The 16,659-nt window shown below is 59.4% G+C and carries 14 protein-coding genes; 10 read left to right on the top strand and 4 right to left on the bottom strand.

Annotation, left to right across the window (positions count from 1 at the left end; genetic code table 11):
- The first annotated feature begins 134 nt into the window (after window positions 1–134).
- The 8 genes from ACQVBX_RS17850 to ACQVBX_RS17885 all read left to right on the top strand — a co-directional run bounded on the left by ACQVBX_RS17850 (window position 135) and on the right by ACQVBX_RS17885 (window position 9,717).
- Entirely contained in the window at window positions 135–1,298 is a 1,164-nt protein-coding gene (locus ACQVBX_RS17850) for a trans-sulfuration enzyme family protein (RefSeq protein ID WP_431635808.1), read from the top strand.
- Between the two features lie 113 nt (window positions 1,299–1,411).
- Window positions 1,412–2,239: an ABC transporter permease gene (locus ACQVBX_RS17855; protein ID WP_431635809.1), complete on the top strand. Its 828-nt coding sequence runs from the start codon at window positions 1,412–1,414 to the stop codon at window positions 2,237–2,239.
- Complete coding sequence (locus ACQVBX_RS17860; RefSeq protein ID WP_431635810.1) at window positions 2,229–3,632, top strand: ABC transporter ATP-binding protein; 1,404 nt, start codon at window positions 2,229–2,231, stop codon at window positions 3,630–3,632. The genes ACQVBX_RS17855 and ACQVBX_RS17860 overlap by 11 nt, the downstream gene beginning before the upstream one ends.
- A gap of 3 nt (window positions 3,633–3,635) precedes the next feature.
- Window positions 3,636–6,842: a glycosyltransferase gene (locus tag ACQVBX_RS17865; RefSeq protein ID WP_431635811.1), complete on the top strand. Its 3,207-nt coding sequence runs from the start codon at window positions 3,636–3,638 to the stop codon at window positions 6,840–6,842.
- Entirely contained in the window at window positions 6,839–7,867 is a 1,029-nt protein-coding gene (locus tag ACQVBX_RS17870) for a dehydrogenase (protein ID WP_431635812.1), read from the top strand. Before ACQVBX_RS17865 ends, ACQVBX_RS17870 begins: the two co-directional genes overlap by 4 nt.
- Window positions 7,852–8,451, top strand: coding sequence for a D-sedoheptulose-7-phosphate isomerase (locus ACQVBX_RS17875; protein WP_431635813.1), 600 nt, complete (start codon window positions 7,852–7,854; stop codon window positions 8,449–8,451). The genes ACQVBX_RS17870 and ACQVBX_RS17875 overlap by 16 nt, the downstream gene beginning before the upstream one ends.
- Window positions 8,438–9,136 (top strand): sugar phosphate nucleotidyltransferase, encoded by a 699-nt coding sequence (locus ACQVBX_RS17880; RefSeq protein ID WP_431635814.1) that lies wholly within the window; start codon window positions 8,438–8,440, stop codon window positions 9,134–9,136. Before ACQVBX_RS17875 ends, ACQVBX_RS17880 begins: the two co-directional genes overlap by 14 nt.
- The gene (locus ACQVBX_RS17885; RefSeq protein ID WP_431635815.1) at window positions 9,133–9,717 is read left to right on the top strand and encodes an HAD family hydrolase; all 585 of its coding nucleotides are present in this window, start codon (window positions 9,133–9,135) and stop codon (window positions 9,715–9,717) included. The genes ACQVBX_RS17880 and ACQVBX_RS17885 overlap by 4 nt, the downstream gene beginning before the upstream one ends.
- A gap of 227 nt (window positions 9,718–9,944) precedes the next feature.
- Here ACQVBX_RS17885 and ACQVBX_RS17890 read toward each other — a convergent pair whose 3' ends face one another.
- From ACQVBX_RS17890 to ACQVBX_RS17900, 3 genes are all read right to left on the bottom strand, one after another.
- Window positions 9,945–10,334, bottom strand: coding sequence for a hypothetical protein (locus ACQVBX_RS17890; RefSeq protein ID WP_431635816.1), 390 nt, complete (start codon window positions 10,332–10,334; stop codon window positions 9,945–9,947).
- A gap of 8 nt (window positions 10,335–10,342) precedes the next feature.
- A complete protein-coding gene (locus ACQVBX_RS17895) occupies window positions 10,343–12,115 on the bottom strand; it encodes an LTA synthase family protein (RefSeq protein ID WP_431635817.1) in 1,773 nt (590 codons plus the stop codon).
- Window positions 12,116–12,404: 289 nt separating this feature from the next.
- Window positions 12,405–13,483 (bottom strand): IS3 family transposase gene (locus ACQVBX_RS17900; protein ID WP_431634034.1). Its coding sequence is split into 2 segments (ribosomal slippage): window positions 12,405–13,225 and window positions 13,225–13,483, totalling 1,080 coding nucleotides; the frame shifts between segments, so codons are not numbered across the junction.
- 149 nt (window positions 13,484–13,632) lie between these two features.
- Here ACQVBX_RS17900 and ACQVBX_RS17905 point away from each other — a divergent pair.
- Together ACQVBX_RS17905 and ACQVBX_RS17910 are read left to right on the top strand one after the other, a co-directional pair.
- Window positions 13,633–13,761 carry a hypothetical protein gene (locus ACQVBX_RS17905; RefSeq protein WP_431635818.1) on the top strand — a complete coding sequence of 43 codons (129 nt, stop codon included), beginning with the start codon at window positions 13,633–13,635 and terminating at the stop codon, window positions 13,759–13,761.
- A gap of 238 nt (window positions 13,762–13,999) precedes the next feature.
- Complete coding sequence (locus tag ACQVBX_RS17910; protein WP_431635819.1) at window positions 14,000–14,755, top strand: class I SAM-dependent methyltransferase; 756 nt, start codon at window positions 14,000–14,002, stop codon at window positions 14,753–14,755.
- A 50-nt stretch (window positions 14,756–14,805) separates the two neighbouring features.
- Here the strand turns inward: ACQVBX_RS17910 and ACQVBX_RS17915 are convergent, their stop codons facing one another.
- Window positions 14,806–16,563 carry a hypothetical protein gene (locus tag ACQVBX_RS17915; RefSeq protein WP_431635820.1) on the bottom strand — a complete coding sequence of 586 codons (1,758 nt, stop codon included), beginning with the start codon at window positions 16,561–16,563 and terminating at the stop codon, window positions 14,806–14,808.
- Window positions 16,564–16,659: the final 96 nt, after the last annotated feature.

Below are 16,659 nucleotides of genomic sequence, written 5' to 3' on the forward strand. Positions count from 1 at the left end.
CTCGTCCATGGGGGGCTTATTGTGGCATGGCCCGGCTGGCGCGACAGGGCGTCGCCATGGCCCGATTCATCAAAAACGGTCGTTGGCGGTTAATATGGCGGGTCATTTCTGCCCACCCGCCTTGATTCGAGCTCATGACCAAAGCAACCAAGCACACCCGGGGACTCGGTACGCGCGCGATTCACGCGGGACAACACCCCGACCCAGCCACCGGCGCCATCATGACGCCGATCTATGCGACCTCCACGTACGTGCAGGAGAGCCCGGGAAAGCACAAGGGCTACGAATACTCGCGCACGCAGAACCCCACCCGAATGGCCTACGAGCGCTGCGTGGCAGACCTGGAGGGCGGCGTGGCCGGTTTCGCGTTCGGCTCGGGGCTGGCAGCCGCGGCCACGGTGCTGGATCTGCTCGATTCCGGCAGCCATGTGATCGCGATGGACGACCTTTACGGAGGTACCTACCGACTGTTCGAACGGGTGCGCCGACGGTCGGCCGGGCTGGATTTCAGCTTTATCGACCTCAACGACAGCAAGGCGCTGAAGGCCGCGCTCAAGCCCAACACGCGGATGATCTGGGCGGAAACGCCGACCAATCCAATGCTCAAGCTGGTCGACCTGGCCAAGGTCGCAGCTTTTGCCAAGAAGCACGGTCTGATCCTGGTGGTGGACAACACCTTTTGTTCGCCGATGCTGCAGCGCCCGCTGGAGTTTGGGGCGGACCTAGTGCTGCACTCCGCCACCAAGTACCTCAATGGCCATTCCGACATGGTTGGGGGCATCGTTGTTGCCGGCAGCAAGGAACTAGCAGAGCAGATGGGTTTCCTGCAGAACTCGGTCGGCGCCGTCGCGGGTCCGTTTGACGCGTTTCTGGCCATGCGCGGCCTGAAAACCTTGCACCTGCGCATGAAGGCCCATTGCGCCAGCGCGCTGGAACTCGCGCGCTGGCTGGAAAAGCACCCGGCGATCGAGCGCGTGATCTATCCGGGGCTGAAGAGCCATCCGCAACATGCGTTGGCCAAGCGCCAGATGGACGGCTTCGGCGGAATCATCAGCGTCGAGGTAAAGGGCGGTCTGAAAAAAGCTCGCCGCATGCTTGAGCGGTGCGAGCTATTCGCGCTGGCCGAGTCGCTGGGTGGCGTGGAGAGCCTCATTGAGCATCCAGCCATCATGACTCACGCCTCGGTGCCGGCAGCCAACCGCAAGCGGCTGGGCATAAGCGAGGGGCTGGTTCGACTGTCAGTCGGCGTCGAGGATCTGGCCGATCTTCGCGCGGAATTGAACTTCGCGCTGACTTGAAGGCTGCGATCGAACGGCCGACGGCTGAGCACGTGACATTCAATGCTCACGCTCGTTAGCCGACGGAAAAAGCTCACTGTCCGCCGACCGGATTCGGCAGGTATTCAATCAAGATGAACTCAGCCTATCGTCTTCTAGACCCGCTGTCGCCTTATCGCGCTCTGCGGCGTCACTTTGCGCTGGTGACGCAGATGGCGCGACGTGATGTCGCCGGCCGCTACCGCGGGTCTTTCATGGGATTGTTCTGGTCTTTCTTCAATCCGCTTCTGATGCTCATGATCTACACGTTCGTTTTTGGCGTGATTTTCAAGTCGCGCTGGAACGCACAGGTTGCCGGGCATTTCCAGTTTGCAGTCATCCTTTTCGCGGGACTGAACATCAACTCGATGTTCGCGGAGTGCGCCAATCGGGCGCCGACGCTTATTGTCGAGAACACCAATTTCGTTAAAAAAGTGGTGTTTCCTCTGGAAATCCTGTCCTGGAGCGTGCTCGGCTCAGCACTGTTCCATTTGATGATCTCGACAACGGTGCTGCTCCTGATTTCAATGCTTTCGAACGGTGGCACGATAGTCTGGACCGTCCTGCTTTTCCCCGTAGTCGTGGCCTGTTTCGTTCCGTTCGTAGCCGGCACGATCTGGTTGCTCGCTTCCTTGGGTGTGTTTCTGCGGGATTTGAAGCAAGCCATTGGCATCATCACGACCATGCTGATGTTCCTGGCGCCGATTATGTATCCGCGTGAGGTTATCCCACCGCAGTATAGGGATCTGCTCTATATCAACCCGCTGACTGTCATTGTCGAGGCTTCGCAGGACGTTCTGGTTTGGGGGCGCATACCCGAGTGGAACCATTTGGCAATCTATCTAGTAGTCGCCTGTTTATTCGCCTGGGGTGCATTTGCCTGGTTCGAGCGTACTAGGAAGGGGTTCGCCGATGTCCTCTGAGGCGATCAGCATCCATGTCAATCAGCTTGGCAAACGCTACGAGATTTATGCTCAGCCGGCAGACCGGCTCAAGCAAATGCTGCTGCCGCGCATCGGGCGCCTTGTACGCAAGAGCGGGCTGGCTTATTTCAAGGAGTTTTGGGCGCTCCGCGACGTATCGTTCCAGATCCAGCGTGGTGAAACGGTTGGCATCATTGGGCGTAACGGTTCGGGCAAGTCGACCTTGCTGCAGATGGTGTGTGGCACGCTGCACCCGACCGAGGGCGGCTTGCGGGTAGATGGGCGTATCGCCGCACTGCTCGAGCTGGGTGCAGGCTTCAACCCCGACTTCACTGGTCGCGAGAATGTGTTTCTGAGCGGGCTGCTTTACGGCATCTCGGATCAGGAATTACGTAAGCGGTACCAGTCCATAGTGGAATTCGCCGAAATCGGCGACTTCATCGACCAGCCAGTGAAGACCTATTCCAGCGGCATGTATGTGCGCTTGGCCTTCGCCATCGCCGCCCATGTCGATGCGGACGTACTCGTCATTGACGAGGCGCTGAGTGTGGGTGACGTTCGTTTTACTCAAAAGTGCATGCGTTATCTGCGCGAGTTTCAAAAGCGCGGCACGCTGCTGTTCGTCAGCCACGATACCGGGGCGGTTACCAGCCTGTGCAGCCGTGCAATCTGGCTGGACGGGGGACGTATGATTGCCGATGGGAGTGCGCGCGAGGTGGTGGAGCGCTACCTGGCGGCTCAGCACGCCGCCGATCGCGCAGCTCTCGGTCAAGCTGTCGAGGTGCGTGTGCCGACGACGGCGCGTCCCGCGGATACACGCAGCGCTGAACTCGCCGCGCTCCCGGTCGACGTAGTCGATCCGCGCAAGTCGGTATTGAACGGCGACGCTTCACGGAATCTGATCGAAATCTTCGAGTTCGATACGGCACAGATCGAGAGCGAGTTCGGTGCCGGCGCTGCCCGTATTGTTGATGTGAAGCTCCTTGACGCGGATGGTATGCCTCACCGTTTGACTGCAGGCGGCGAAGTCGCCGATCTGCTGGTTGAGGCGGAGGTGTTGGAGGATCTCGACGCGCCGATCTTCGGCTTCTACGTGAAAGACCGTTTGGGGCAGCGGCTGTTCGGGGATAACACCTACATCACCTATCGCGAGCAGCCCATACGAGCTCAATCTGGTACGCGGCTTCGCGCGCACTTCCGGTTCCGGATCCCGGTACTCCCCAGCGGTGATTACTCGATCGACGTGGCGCTCGCCACCGGCATGCAGGACAACCACACGCAGCAGCACTGGATACACGACGCCCTGGCGTTCAGGGCGACTGAGAGCACGATGAGGTGCGGGTTGGTCGGAATTCCGATGCATTCCATAGAAATTGAAAGGATAGAGGTCTAGCAGATGGAATTCACGGGAGAGCGATTCGTACCTACCGAGACTGGCGAGATCCGGCACGAGCATCTGCATCGATATGCCTGGTGTGCCCGCTTGGTGCGCGGCAAAGACGTGCTGGATATTGCGTGCGGTGAGGGCTATGGCAGCGCGTTGCTTGCCGGCTATGCGCGATCAGTGACTGGCGTCGATATTGCGCAGAGCGCAGTGCAACACGCCACGCAAAAATATCGTGGGACTCCCGGACTGCGTTTCGTGACCGGCGATGCCGCGCAGATCCCCCTGGCTGATCAGAGCGTGGACGTTGTGGTCTCGTTCGAGACGATCGAACACCACAATCGCCATCGCGAGATGCTGGGCGAGATCCGACGTGTCCTGCGCCCGGGTGGCATTCTCGTCATCTCTTCGCCCAACCGAACCGTGTATTCGGAACTGGCCGGCCACCACAATGAATTCCATGTCAAGGAGCTGGACTTCGGCGAGTTCGATGCCGTGGTCCGCGAGCAGTTCCCAGAGGTGCAGTACTTCGGACAGCGCTTGGCCGTAGGCTCCTCCATTTTCACTCTGCAACCGAGCGACCAGCGAACGCTTCATGCGCTCACAGATACGGGGACAGATATCGTCGAGCGCGTCGCGACGTTGGCTGACCCGGTTTACTTCATTGCCGTTGCCGGCGCACTCGATGAGCAGACGCGTGCAATGCTGTTGCCCTCGGTGTTGTTTTCCGAGGCTGAGGATCTGTACACGCGTCACCGGGAGATTGCGCAGTGGGCAAAAGGTACCGATACGAAGCTCAGTGAGTTGGGGGAAATTTATGCGGGCTTGGTGCAGGAACACGAGGGCACGGCGAAGTGGGCCTCATCGCTGGATGTCTCGCTGACACAAGAGCGTGAACGAACCGCTACCCTGCTTGCAGAAAATGAACAGATGTCTGCACAGACCAGGACGCTGGCCGCAGAGCGCGACCAGCTCAAGGACCAAATTGCGAGGTTGGGCTCGGAGCGCGACCAGCTGGCAGACCGCCTCGCAGCGTCTGAGAGTGCATACCAAACAGTAATCGGGTCGCGATCGTGGAAATTGACGCGTCCGGTGCGCCTGGCAGGCCGCGCCCTCAGGGGCGACTGGTCTGCGATCAAAGCTGCGCTAGGTGCGCGCTATCCGCGATTCGCGCGCGCAATGGGGCGCAAGCAAGTACGGCCTCTGACAAACGTCCCTACGGGTCAGTCGCCACGTGAGATGATTGCAGGCCTCGAGTTCGTGTTACCCGATGAGCCGATCGTCTCCATCGTGATCGCGGCGTACGGCAACCTCCCGATCACGGCTGCCTGCCTGCGGTCGATCATGCGGCATCCACCGAAGGTGCCGGTTGAGGTGCTCGTGGTTGAGGACGTATCTGGCGATACCGACATCGATCTGCTCGCGGCGGTGCCCGGACTGCGTTATGAGCGCAACCCCCAAAACCTAGGTTATCTGCGTTCATGCAATCGCGCGGCCGGCTTGGCACGCGGGCGCTACCTTTATTTCCTCAACAATGACACCGAAGTCACCGAGGGCTGGCTCGATGCGATGCTTGAGCTGTTCGACCGCTTTCCCGACTGCGGCATGGTCGGGTCGAAGCTGGTCTACCCAGACGGCAGGCTGCAGGAGGCCGGGGGCATCGTGTGGAAGGATGCGAGCGCGTGGAACTACGGTCGTCTGGACGATCCCGAGCGCAGCATCTACAACTACGTCCGCGAAGCTGATTACTGCTCAGGCGCCTCGCTGCTCATCCCGGCTGAGCTGTTCGCGCGGTTGGGACGCTTCGACGAGCGCTACATACCGGCTTATTGCGAAGATTCCGACCTCGCTTTCAAGGTGCGCGAGGCAGGCCTGAAACTGTATTACCAGCCACGCTCGATGGTGGTGCATCACGAGGGCGTGTCCCACGGCACCGACGTGAACTCCGGCATCAAGGCTTATCAGGTCGAGAATCAGCAGCGCTTCCGTGAGCGCTGGCAGCACGTGCTCGATACGGAAAATCATCCCAACGGCGAGAACGTTTTCCGTGCGCGCGGACGAACCCGAAGTGCGCCAGTGCTGCTGATTGTCGACCACTATGTACCGCAGCCGGACCGTGATGCCGGGTCGCGCACCATGTGGCAATTCGTGCGCATGTTCATCCATCGCGGCTACACAGTTAAGTTCTGGCCCGAGAACCTCCACCGAGACCCCGGCTACACCGATGCCCTACAGCAGCTGGGGGTAGAAGTGGTTTATGGGGCGGAGTATCTGGGCGGTTTTGAGAAGTGGCTGAAGCAGAACGGCAAAGACATCGATGTTGTGCTGCTTAGTCGCCCGCACATAGCGGTCGATTTGCTGGACGCCGTTCGCCGCCAAACCCAAGCACCGCTGCTGTATTACGGTCACGATGTGCACTATCTGCGAATCGAGGACCAGTTGCGTCTGGACAGCGCTAACGAAGTCCTGCTGAGAGAGCGAGACAAGACGCGGCAACTGGAACATCAGGTATGGCGACGCGTGGACGCGGTTCTCTATCCGTCGGAGAGCGAGACCCAGCATGTGCGCCAGTGGCTCGATCAGCACGCTCCCGCGGTGCTCAGCATCACGGTGCCTGCCTATGCCTATCAGGACTTGGCCGAGCGGCCGGAGAGCAATCTGGCGCAACGGCGTGGCCTGATCTTCGTCGCCGGATTCGGCCACCCGCCGAATGCCGATGCCGCGGCGTGGTTTGTGCGCGAAGTGTTGCCGCTTATTCGTGCGCGTTGTCCTGAAATCGGTTTGGATCTGGTGGGTTCCAACCCGTGTGCCGAGGTCAGGGCACTGCGCGCGGCGCATATCAGCGTGACGGGCTTTGTGTCTGACGAGGAGCTGGCGCACCGTTACGCGCACGCTCGCGTAGTAGTTGCGCCCTTACGCTATGGCGGTGGCATGAAGGGCAAGGTGATCGAGGCGATGCGGTTCGGTGTGCCGTGTGTGACCACTTCCGCCGGCATCCAGGGGCTGGCGCAGGCCAGCACGTTTCTGCCGTCCTCGGACGATCCGGCCGCTTTTGCCGAACTCGTTCTGCACCTGCTTCAGGATGACGATGAGTGGCGGCGCGTATCTGCCGAAGCGCAAGCGTTTGTGCGTACTCGATTTACCGAGACAGCGCAGTGGGCGGCGTTCGAGCAGGCGATCGGCACCTCGCGCCCCGATTCTTACGGAGAAAATGCATGATCGCGCGTTCGCGAGCGCCCTTGCGATTGGGCCTAGCTGGCGGTGGCACCGACGTGTCGCCCTACTGCGACGTCTACGGCGGCAACGTCATGAACGTCACCATCGATCGATATGCCTATGCGATCGTCGCTCCCGGCGACGGGCGCCAGACATGTTTCCATGCGCTCGACGTGCGTCATGAGGAAACTTTTTCGTGCAGCGAGGGGATTGTCCCGGGCGGCGCTTTGCAACTCCTCAAGGGGGTATACGCGCGGGTTTGCCGTGACTTTCTGGACGGCGACCATCCATCACTCACGGTGAAGACCTTTTCGGATGCGCCGCCTGGCTCGGGACTCGGTTCGTCCTCAACCATGGTCGTGGCATTGCTGCAGGCGTTCGTCGAATATTTTTCACTGCCGCTAGGTGAGTATGAGGTAGCGCAGCTCGCCTATGACATAGAACGCAAGGATCTAAAACTCGCAGGTGGCAAGCAGGATCAGTACGCAGCCACTTTCGGGGGCTTCAATTTCATGGAGTTCTACGCTGACGATCGCGTGATCGTCAATCCGCTTCGCGTCAAGGACTGGGTATGGGCCGAGCTCGAAAGCTCCCTCGTGCTCTACTTCACCGGTGTGTCCAGGGCCTCGGCCGACATCATCGATCAACAGTCGCGCAACGTCGGTGCGAAGAACCAGGCCTCAATCGAGGCCATGCATCAACTGAAGCAGGAGGCGTTGCAGATGAAGGAATGCATCCTCAAGGGCGACCTGCAGCGCCTGGAGACCACCTTGCAGGCCGGTTGGGAAGCCAAGAAAAAGACCGCTACCAGCATCAGCAATCCGCTGATTGAACAGGTGGAGCGAGTGGCGTTTGCGCACGGTGCACGGGCGGCCAAAGTGTCCGGCGCAGGCGGCGGCGGGTTCATGATGTTTCTGTGCAACCCCGAGCGTCGCATCGAGCTCATCCGTGCGTTGCTTGAGCAGGGTGGTAGCACCCTCGATTTTCATTTCACCCCACATGGAGCCAGCTCATGGCGGATCAGCTGAATGCCTATATCGAAGCCGAGTTCGGCAAATCCCTCGAGCTGCTGCGGTCGATGTCGATCGATGCCGCACTTCGCGAACTGATCACGCGTGCCGTACGGTTATCCACCGACGCGCTTCGGCGCGGGAACAAGCTGTTGTTCGCGGGGAACGGCGGAAGCGCCGCCGATGCACAGCACTGGGCGGGTGAACTGGTCAGTCGTTTCCATTTCGATCGGCCAGGCCTCGCGGGCATTGCACTGACGACGGACACCAGCATTCTCACTGCCATCGGCAACGACTACGGCTACGATTATGTGTTCGCGCGCCAGGTCGAAGCGCTGGGGCGTGAGGGCGACGTGCTGTTCGCCATTTCCACCTCGGGCAACTCGAAGAACGTCGTGCGTGCCATCGAGGCCTGTCGTGTGCGGGGCATTCAGGTGGTCGGCTTCACTGGGCAGCATGGCGGCGCCATGGCCGGGCTGTGCGACATCTGTTTCCGCATGCCCTCGAACGAAACGCCAAAGATCCAGGAGGGGCACGAGTTTCTCGGTCATCTGTTGTGCGGCCTGATCGAGCAGGAGATGTTCGCCGATGGCAAGGGCTGAAGAAGCCATTGTGCTGGTGGGCGGTCTGGGCACGCGCCTGCGCGGTGTCATTCCTGACCTGCCCAAGCCGTTGGCTCCTGTCGCAGGGCGGCCTTTTCTCGCCTACCTGCTCGATCAGCTGGCTGCCGGCGGGTTGCGCCGGATCATCCTTGCCACCGGTTACATGGCGGAAAAAATCGAACAGACCATCGGCTTACACTGGGGGGGCGCAGAGATCGTCTACTCGCGGGAGTCCGAACCGTTGGGCACCGGCGGAGCTATCCGGCTGGCGGCGGCCATGGTGCAAGGCGAAGGCGTGCATCTGGCCAACGGGGATACTTTTCTGCGTTTCTCGCCGGCCGATCTGGAGTGCCGGGTGCGGGAGCTTGGCGTAGCGTTCGGGGTGGCTTTGGCGAAGGTGGCGGATGTCGGCCGCTACGGAGCGGTGGGCACTCACGAAGGGCGGGTAGTGACCTTTCAGGAAAAAGGTGGCCACGGGCCAGGCCTCATCAACGCGGGCAGCTATTTCCTCACGGCCTCGGCACTCAATGCGCTCCCCGCCATAGGAGCGTATTCGTTCGAGAGCGAGGTGTTGGTGCCCGCAAGCCGCGCCGGGAATCTGGCCTACATCGATGAGACTCGGGACTTCATCGATATAGGCGTGCCCGAAGACTTTGCCCGGGCGCAGCAATTGTTCGCAGCATGATTTCCGTCCCGCAGCCGGGTGCCTACTTACCAGACCGTCCCGCCACCCGTGGCGCCCCAGCGCTGTTTCTCGACCGGGACGGGGTCGTCAACGTCAACCATGGCTACGTGCATACGCCCGAGCGTACGCAATGGCTTCCGGGGATCTTTGAGCTTTGCGGCCTCGCCCGTCAGGCAGGGTATCTGCTGGTTGTGGTGACCAATCAGGCGGGCATTGCCCGGGGCTACTACAGCGAGGCCCAGTTCCTGGATTACACGCGCTGGGTGCACGGCCAGTTCGCTGCGCGTGGAGTGCCCCTCGATGCCACCTTATACTGTCCACACCACCCCACGGCAGGGCTAGGAGAGCTTTGCGTGGATTGTGAGTGTCGCAAGCCGCGCCCTGGCATGTTTCTGGCGGCAGCGAGTCTGCTCGACATCGCGATGGATAAGTCATTGATGGTGGGCGACCAAGATACTGATCTGGTCGCGGCCTCACGCGCTGGCGTCAAGACCGGGTTTCTGGTGGAGCTTGGAACAGTCGAGCCATTCGCTCCGGCTATTGCCTGGCTACAGCAAGATGGAACGATGCTTCCTCGCTGATAGAGACTCACGAAACATAGCGGTTCCACACCCATGAGCTCGGCATGAAGAAATTGAATCTATGCGGAAATGGACCGCTCGAACTCTTCAGAATGTCCGGGTCGATGCAAGGCCGTGGCTTCGACCTCTCCGTGGATCGGGTATCACTCCACGGGCCAAGCGCCAGGTGGGAAGTGTGCTGAAGATGTGGTCGGCGCAGCCCACTAACCTCCCTCGACGGGGATAGCTCATCTTTGCGCGCAGAGAGTGGTTACCATCGTCCTACGCGCCAGCAGTTTGCCGTTGTGGTCAGTGAGGTCAAGCGTCGATCCATCGGCCATCCATTTGCCGGTCACGGTTTCACCGAGCGGTGCGCCGCTGAACCAGAGCTTCGGCGCGTTGCCCGCCCCATGCACAAAGATCTTGATGGATTTGTGCGTACTAGAGGCTGCGTTCCACCGGACATGCACTCGGACGTTGGGGCCTTGGCACACGGGAAAGGAAGCCGGCGTGAGCTCAAGAGAGGCGTGGCGGCCCGCAGCGGTGACACCGAAGAAAAAGATCACCGAGCTGGTGATGACGTAGGCTGCGCTAGACAGCCAGAAGTGACCATTCCGCGTGAGGCGCGGCAGATGCATAGTGATCCTCATCTTGCTTGCTTAGTGCCGTCTCGCAGTCGGCCATTCAGGTAAAGGCGGGCGGCAGAGTAAATGCCTTCGGTAGCGGCCTCAGCCTGCCCCGGATCCGCTAGCTGCTGCTCCGCCTTCCCGGTCAACTGGTAATAGAGGGGAGGGCGGATCCCTGCGGCACCAAGAATTTCGCCGCCCAACATCCACGAGTAGATGTGCTTCGTGGTCTGCGTCGATCGGTCGCCCACGATGAACCACGGGACAAACTGATCTGGTCCGGACTGGCCATTGTCGAAGCCGCTGTCGTAGACGTGCTGTAGGCCAGGCAGGTGATCGCCATAGAAGACCAGGATATAGGGGCGCTTGCGGGCTTCCAGGAAGCTCCACAGTCGCCCAAGTTGCTGGTCGGCATCTTCGATGTGATACATATAATTGCGATATTCGCGGATGCCTTTTGAGCCGAGACCCTCGGGTGCGGCGATCGCGTCCCTGCGGTGAGGATCCCCCACCGGAACTTTCATGTACGGCCCATGGCCCTCGATGCTGATGGCAAACACGAGCGTTGGTTTCGTGGCGTCCTGAAGCTTGGCCATGATCTGATCAGTCATGGCCGAATCGGCGAAGTACCACCCTTCGCGTGCTGCGTTCTTTGGGAACTCAGCCGCCGTCACGAACTGGTCGAACCCGATGGACTTGAAGGCCTTGGCCCGGTTCCAGAAATTGCCAGCATTGCCGTGGATGGCGACCGTGGCGTAACCCGCATTGCGCGCAACGCGCACCAAACTGGGTATTTTGGGCTTGGTGATCTGTAGATAAGGGAAGCCGATGTCCGGATAGGCGGCCATTGGAATGCCCGTGAGCACCTCAAACTCGGTCCTCAGCGTACCACCGCCGAAAGTGGGCGGCTTCATGGTGCCGCCAAGTCCGGTGGCCAAAGCCCGCTTCAAGTTCGGCAGCTCCGCGTCTGTGCTGCCGACATTCTTGAGAATGGACGTATCGAAGAACGACTCGCTCTGGATGACGACGATGTCCGGCGTAGTTCCTACGGTCAACGGCGCGGCGGCCGGAGGGCTAGGCAAGGAGCGCAATTCCTTCACGGCGGCGGTGTCGACCGGAACCTTCAGCGCTCGAATACGTTCGGCGCTGGTGTAAGCGATGGAGCTCAGCAGGCCGGAGTGGAGGATGCTGTCCATGGGGGCCCAGGCCACAACGCGCAGGGCGTTCGCGTTGTACACGCGTCCTACCCAGCCCGCTCCAGCTCCAAGGCCGTACATGGAGGCCAGCGAAGCAAGGGCGATTGCCAGCCGGGAAAAACTCCTTGGCGGGAAATATGATGTCTCTCGCCTTATCGCCCAGACGATCAGCGCGACGAGCGCCACGAGTACCGCTGTCGCGGCATACCAGCCCCCTACGTAGTTCGCCAGCAGCTCGAGTGTGGCCACGTGCATATTTCGCAGGATGTAGACGTCGCTGAACAGCACCGGCGTGTGCAGGTACCGAAGCTTCAGCGCATTGGCGGCATAAATCGCGCCCAGCAGCGCCGCCGAGAGAGCGGTCGACAGCACAATCCGGTTACACAACGCCAACAGGAACAGGAAGACGGCTATGGCCGGTATGGCGTTAACCACGTACCCGTAGGTGAACGCGTAAGAGTCCAGCGCGACGCCGATGGACTGGCGATCGGCCATCCATGCGAGCTGAAGAAGCACCAAGCAGAGTAGAGCAATCCAGGCCAACCGCTTAGCGCCTCTTAGAAACGCGGCGCCTCCTTCAAAACTGTTCAAACTCATCTCCCATCAATGGAAGGGGAGGGCACTGCGGGGAGCTGGTCGCCCATCACAGGCCCCGACTCCAGCCGGTCGGCTAGTGAAGACCCGTGCTTGGGCCGGTGAGGCTCAACAAAGAAAGGTCCGTCTCAGCAGGAGACGCCGACAGCAAACGCACAAACACCGGATCGGTTTACCCGAAGATGCGCTCACCGAGCCAACGGGCGAGTACGGGACTTACGCCACATTGGACAAGTCAGCAGTCCACCGACGTCCCCCCGCGTTGAGTAGCGGGACGGTTTAGAGTCCGGAATTACTTTAACTGCTTCGCGTAGGCGGCGGGTGTCAGCCCGCCCAACGCCTTCTTCGGTCGCTCCTCGTTGTATTCCCGCCGCCAGCGTTCGATCTCGGTGCGGGCGTGCAGCAGGCTGGGAAACCAGTGTTCGTTGAGGCATTCGTCGCGCAGACGTCCGTTGAACGATTCGATGTAGGCGTTCTGGTTCGGCTTGCCTGGTTCGATCAGGCGCAGTTGCACGCCGCGCTCGTGCGCCCAGGCGACCATCGCCTTGCCGCAGAACTCCTTGCCGTTGTCGGTGCGGATGGTCTTGGGCAGGCCGCGAATGACGCCCAGGCGATCCAGCACACGCGTCACGTCGATCCCGGAGATGGCTCGTTCGACTTCGATGCCCACCGACTCATGCGTGGCGTCGTCGACGATGGTCAGGCACTTGAGGACGCGGGCGTCGGCGGTGCGATCGAACACGAAATCCATCGACCACACCTCGTTGGGCGCCGATGGACGACACAGTGGCTGCCGCTCGCTCACCGGCACCTTCTTCCGCTTGCGCCGGCGTACCTGCAACCGTTCCTCCCGATACAACCGCTCCACACGCTTGTAGTTCACCGGCTCGCCGCCCTCCTGCCGAAGCTTCAGGTGGATCATCCCCACGCCGTAGCGCTTGTGCCGCTGCGCCAGCTCCACGATCCGCCGTCGCAGCGCCACGTTGCGGTCTGGCTGCGCCTGATACCGGTACGCGCTGGCGCTCATGCCCACCACGCGCAGCGCGCACCGCTCGCTCAACCCCTTGTCGATCATCTGGCGCACCAACGCTCGCCGGGCCGGTGCGCCTACGGTTTTTTTCGCAGGACGTCCTTGATCACCTCGTTCTCAAGCATCTGCTCGGCCAGCAGCTTCTTCAGCCGCGTGTTCTCCGTCTCCAGCTCCTTCAGGCGCTTGGCGTCCGGCACGCTCATGCCGCCGAACTTGCTGCGCCACAGGTAGTAGGAGGCCTCGCTGAAGCCGTGTTTGCGGCACAGCTCCTTGATCGGCAAGCCGGCATCCGCCTCACGCAGGAAGCCGATGATCTGTTCCTCGGAAAAGCGCTTCTTCACGTCCAATCTCCTTCGGTTGGGGGATTGGACTCCAAACGGCAGTGCTACTCAAAACCGGGGGGACGTCGCCACTACACCGCCACGTGATGGCCTTAGGCGCCAGCGCACTGTGAGAGAGGACGCGCCACGCGGCTAATCAGGGAGAGACCATGGACATTGATTCGGCCTTTGTCAAGCGCTTGGCTTCTGCATGGTGCCCTGCGTTCGTCTATGGCGGCCAAATTGCCCGCAAGCTGCTATGGTTGAAAAGTCAACCTGTGCTGAATCGTCACCGCTGAGCAATCCAATCTTGGATATTCGAGGATGTAGACCGTGATCAGAAGAATCAGGTCGCAAATTATCGGACTGCGAACTCGCATGAGCCGCCTCGCGCAAGATTCATTAGCGAGGTTAAGAGTTCGCCCTACAAGCTTTGCCGGTTCGCCATGTGATCTTTGGAGAATGAGATTCAGCTCATTCGTAGACTGCCAAAGCTCATTGGCAACGCACTTTGAGCTTTTTAAAGAGCGTAGGCATATGGAAAATATGCTGCAAAACGACATGAAAGAGGACGATGCGCTCGCTGGGGTCTGCTGGGTGTGCGCAAAAAGAAGCACCTTTCGCTACGACCGGCTGTATTCGAACGGAGTTGACGTCAACTGGCGCGAGCGCCTCGTGTGCGCAGGTTGCGGGCTAAACAATCGATTGCGGCTGAGTGCGCAGCTGATTTCGCAGATAGCCGCCAAAAGCTCCTCGATTTATCTCACCGAGCAGGTCACGCCCCTAGCTGGATATCTGGCTCGCAGCTTCAAAAAAGTAACGATGAGCGAGTTCCTTGGCGAGGCGGCGGTGCCCGGAGCCCTCAATGCCGTTGGCATTCGTCACGAAGACATCACGTCGCTTAGCTTCGGAGACGGATGCTTTGATCATGTCCTGAGCTTTGATGTCTTGGAGCACGTGCCGGATTATCGCAAGGCGCTAAAAGAGTTCTACAGAGTTCTTAAGAGTGGAGGTGGACTAATGCTCTCCGTGCCGTTCTCCTTGCTTTCGGAGAGAAATATAGTTCGTGCACAAATCGCTCAGGACGGCACTCTCGAGCATCTTTTGCCCCCCGAATATCATGGCGATCCAGTAGACCCTCAAGGAGGAATTCTCTGCTATTACCACTTTGGCTGGCAGCTGGTGGAGGAGTTACGAGAGATTGGCTTCCAAGAGGCGCGGGTAGAGTCTTATTGGTCAAGAGCGTTTGGACACATCGGAGACGAACAGCTAATCATTGTCGCGCGGCGATAACACCTGTTGCAGCTCCAAAGCCGTATGTCTGATGAATTCCCAGGCAGACCTCATTGCGAGTGATCTCTATCCGCTATAAGGCGCGGCCCAGCGAACGCGACCCAGTGGCCCGATGAGTTTCCGCCGGGAGACTCAACCGAGAACGATACAGACACAACGCGGCCGCTGAATTTCTCAAGCGATAGAGAGACGGGAGCGAATCTGAGCGAAGCACCTCTTGTAGGAGGACGGAGGTCCCGTTTAAATATTACCTCCGAATGGTCTGCATAAGCGACAGTTATTATCGCGCGGGCAGATTGCGGGCTGGGATATACCATCCCGATATCGAAAACGAGAGCTCCGCCTGAGGGAACTGAGAGCTGATCATATTTATATGAGAACCCTGACAGTACAGTGAGCGTCTCTCGCTCTCCTGTAACGGTGTTCCACGGCATGAGAAACGCCCCCCTGCGCGAGGGAGTTTCGACGTCACGCGTGTCATTTAGCGATCCTTCCTTAAATCGCTTAATGAAATCAACGATAACATCCCTTTGATTAAGCTGGTTCAGGCGACGCAACTCGTCCGTAACGTCTACTAGCTCAGTCGGTGTAGATGCATAAAGGCGGGTCGATCTCGGCAATTTTGCCGTGGCCGCTGAATCAAGTGAGTCGAAGCAATATACAGGGCGTGATGTGCCTCCATAAAGCCTAAAGAACTCGCCGTTAAGGAGAGTCCAGTCGCAGTGAGACGAATTGGCAAGAAATGCCACGGGGCCCTCTTGCCTCGAGCTTGCATCAGCGACATCGCGTTTAGCCGCCTCTGCAAAATTTGCAGACGATACGAAGAATACGTTCCCGTAGCTCTTCATGATGTCACCATCGAGCATGATCGACGTTAGACTCAATAGTGCAACAGCCGCCGAGAGCAGTATCCGGCCTAAGGGTTGGGCATTCCCCACCGCCCAGGCCGGAATGAGCATGCCTAAAACGAAGCTCGCAAAAATCCATCTTTGCTCCAGTCTGATGGTTAGTAGTGCCGGAGCTATCAGAAAGCCGGCAAGTAACAGTATGAGAATCGCCCACATGGTCTTGTATTTAGGGTCACGACCGTCGCTGGCTGGCTCCTTTCTCGTCGCGTAATAGACGCCGGCGACAAAAATAAATACCCATAGAGACGTAAAAAGGAATGCTAGGCTTGACATCTCACTTCCGGCAACGACCGGAGTGCCAATCAAATAGTCTGGCCCAGAATTGAAGCCGAATAATGAGTACAGGGCTTGGAGCCCGTTCTCCACTGTTCGGAAAGGTGCGAATGCTAGGTGCGTCCCGCCAGTGCCTATGAGAAACGTGGTGCCCAGTACCACTTGTTTATAGGCTATATAGAGTACCGGGACAAAGGCGCTGACTAAAATTAACGTCCATTTGCGCACCCGAGGAATCACTGCGGCACTCGTGATGAAGTAAAGCGCGATGGCTAGCCATACCGGCACTACTATGAATCGCTCGTGCGCGAAAGTTGCAAGTAGGCTGGCCGCCACCGCGCTCAACGCGACGGCGAGGCTCGGCTTTTGGCTCCGCTCCATCGCAAGCAGAGCATAAATTGCGCAGAGGGTAAGTAGTAACGGGACTCCCTCCACAGGTCCGATAACCTGAGTGGCTAGATAAGTTGCAAATCGTGACAGCGTTACGGCTGCTGCGAGGCTTAGCGACGCAATCCAGTTTCCATGGCTAATTTTCCAACAGATCGCGAATGTCGCGAGTCCAATTAGACCTTGTAAGCCAATATCAGCGACGGCATAGGCGGATACATGGTCGCCAAAAATCCTCATTAGTACCAAGACCAGCTCAAGAGAGACGGGCCGGAATCGCTCGTGACATACGGCTGTCAGAATGGCGGTGCCTCGGGTTGCGCACTTGCCATCGAG

The organism is Dyella thailandensis, from assembly GCF_050749815.1.
Lineage (GTDB): Bacteria > Pseudomonadota > Gammaproteobacteria > Xanthomonadales > Rhodanobacteraceae > Dyella_A.

Coding starts and splice junctions, on each gene's coding strand:
- ACQVBX_RS17880 (WP_431635814.1), top strand. CDS start 8,438: ATGGCAAGGGCTGAAGAAGCCATTGTGCTGGTGGGCGGTCTGGGCACG.
- ACQVBX_RS17910 (WP_431635819.1), top strand. CDS start 14,000: ATGGAAAATATGCTGCAAAACGACATGAAAGAGGACGATGCGCTCGCT.
- ACQVBX_RS17895 (WP_431635817.1), bottom strand. CDS start 12,115: ATGAGTTTGAACAGTTTTGAAGGAGGCGCCGCGTTTCTAAGAGGCGCT.
- ACQVBX_RS17855 (WP_431635809.1), top strand. CDS start 1,412: ATGAACTCAGCCTATCGTCTTCTAGACCCGCTGTCGCCTTATCGCGCT.
- ACQVBX_RS17865 (WP_431635811.1), top strand. CDS start 3,636: ATGGAATTCACGGGAGAGCGATTCGTACCTACCGAGACTGGCGAGATC.
- ACQVBX_RS17870 (WP_431635812.1), top strand. CDS start 6,839: ATGATCGCGCGTTCGCGAGCGCCCTTGCGATTGGGCCTAGCTGGCGGT.
- ACQVBX_RS17915 (WP_431635820.1), bottom strand. CDS start 16,563: ATGAGGATTTTTGGCGACCATGTATCCGCCTATGCCGTCGCTGATATT.
- ACQVBX_RS17905 (WP_431635818.1), top strand. CDS start 13,633: ATGGACATTGATTCGGCCTTTGTCAAGCGCTTGGCTTCTGCATGGTGC.
- ACQVBX_RS17890 (WP_431635816.1), bottom strand. CDS start 10,334: ATGCATCTGCCGCGCCTCACGCGGAATGGTCACTTCTGGCTGTCTAGC.
- ACQVBX_RS17885 (WP_431635815.1), top strand. CDS start 9,133: ATGATTTCCGTCCCGCAGCCGGGTGCCTACTTACCAGACCGTCCCGCC.
- ACQVBX_RS17860 (WP_431635810.1), top strand. CDS start 2,229: ATGTCCTCTGAGGCGATCAGCATCCATGTCAATCAGCTTGGCAAACGC.
- ACQVBX_RS17875 (WP_431635813.1), top strand. CDS start 7,852: ATGGCGGATCAGCTGAATGCCTATATCGAAGCCGAGTTCGGCAAATCC.
- ACQVBX_RS17850 (WP_431635808.1), top strand. CDS start 135: ATGACCAAAGCAACCAAGCACACCCGGGGACTCGGTACGCGCGCGATT.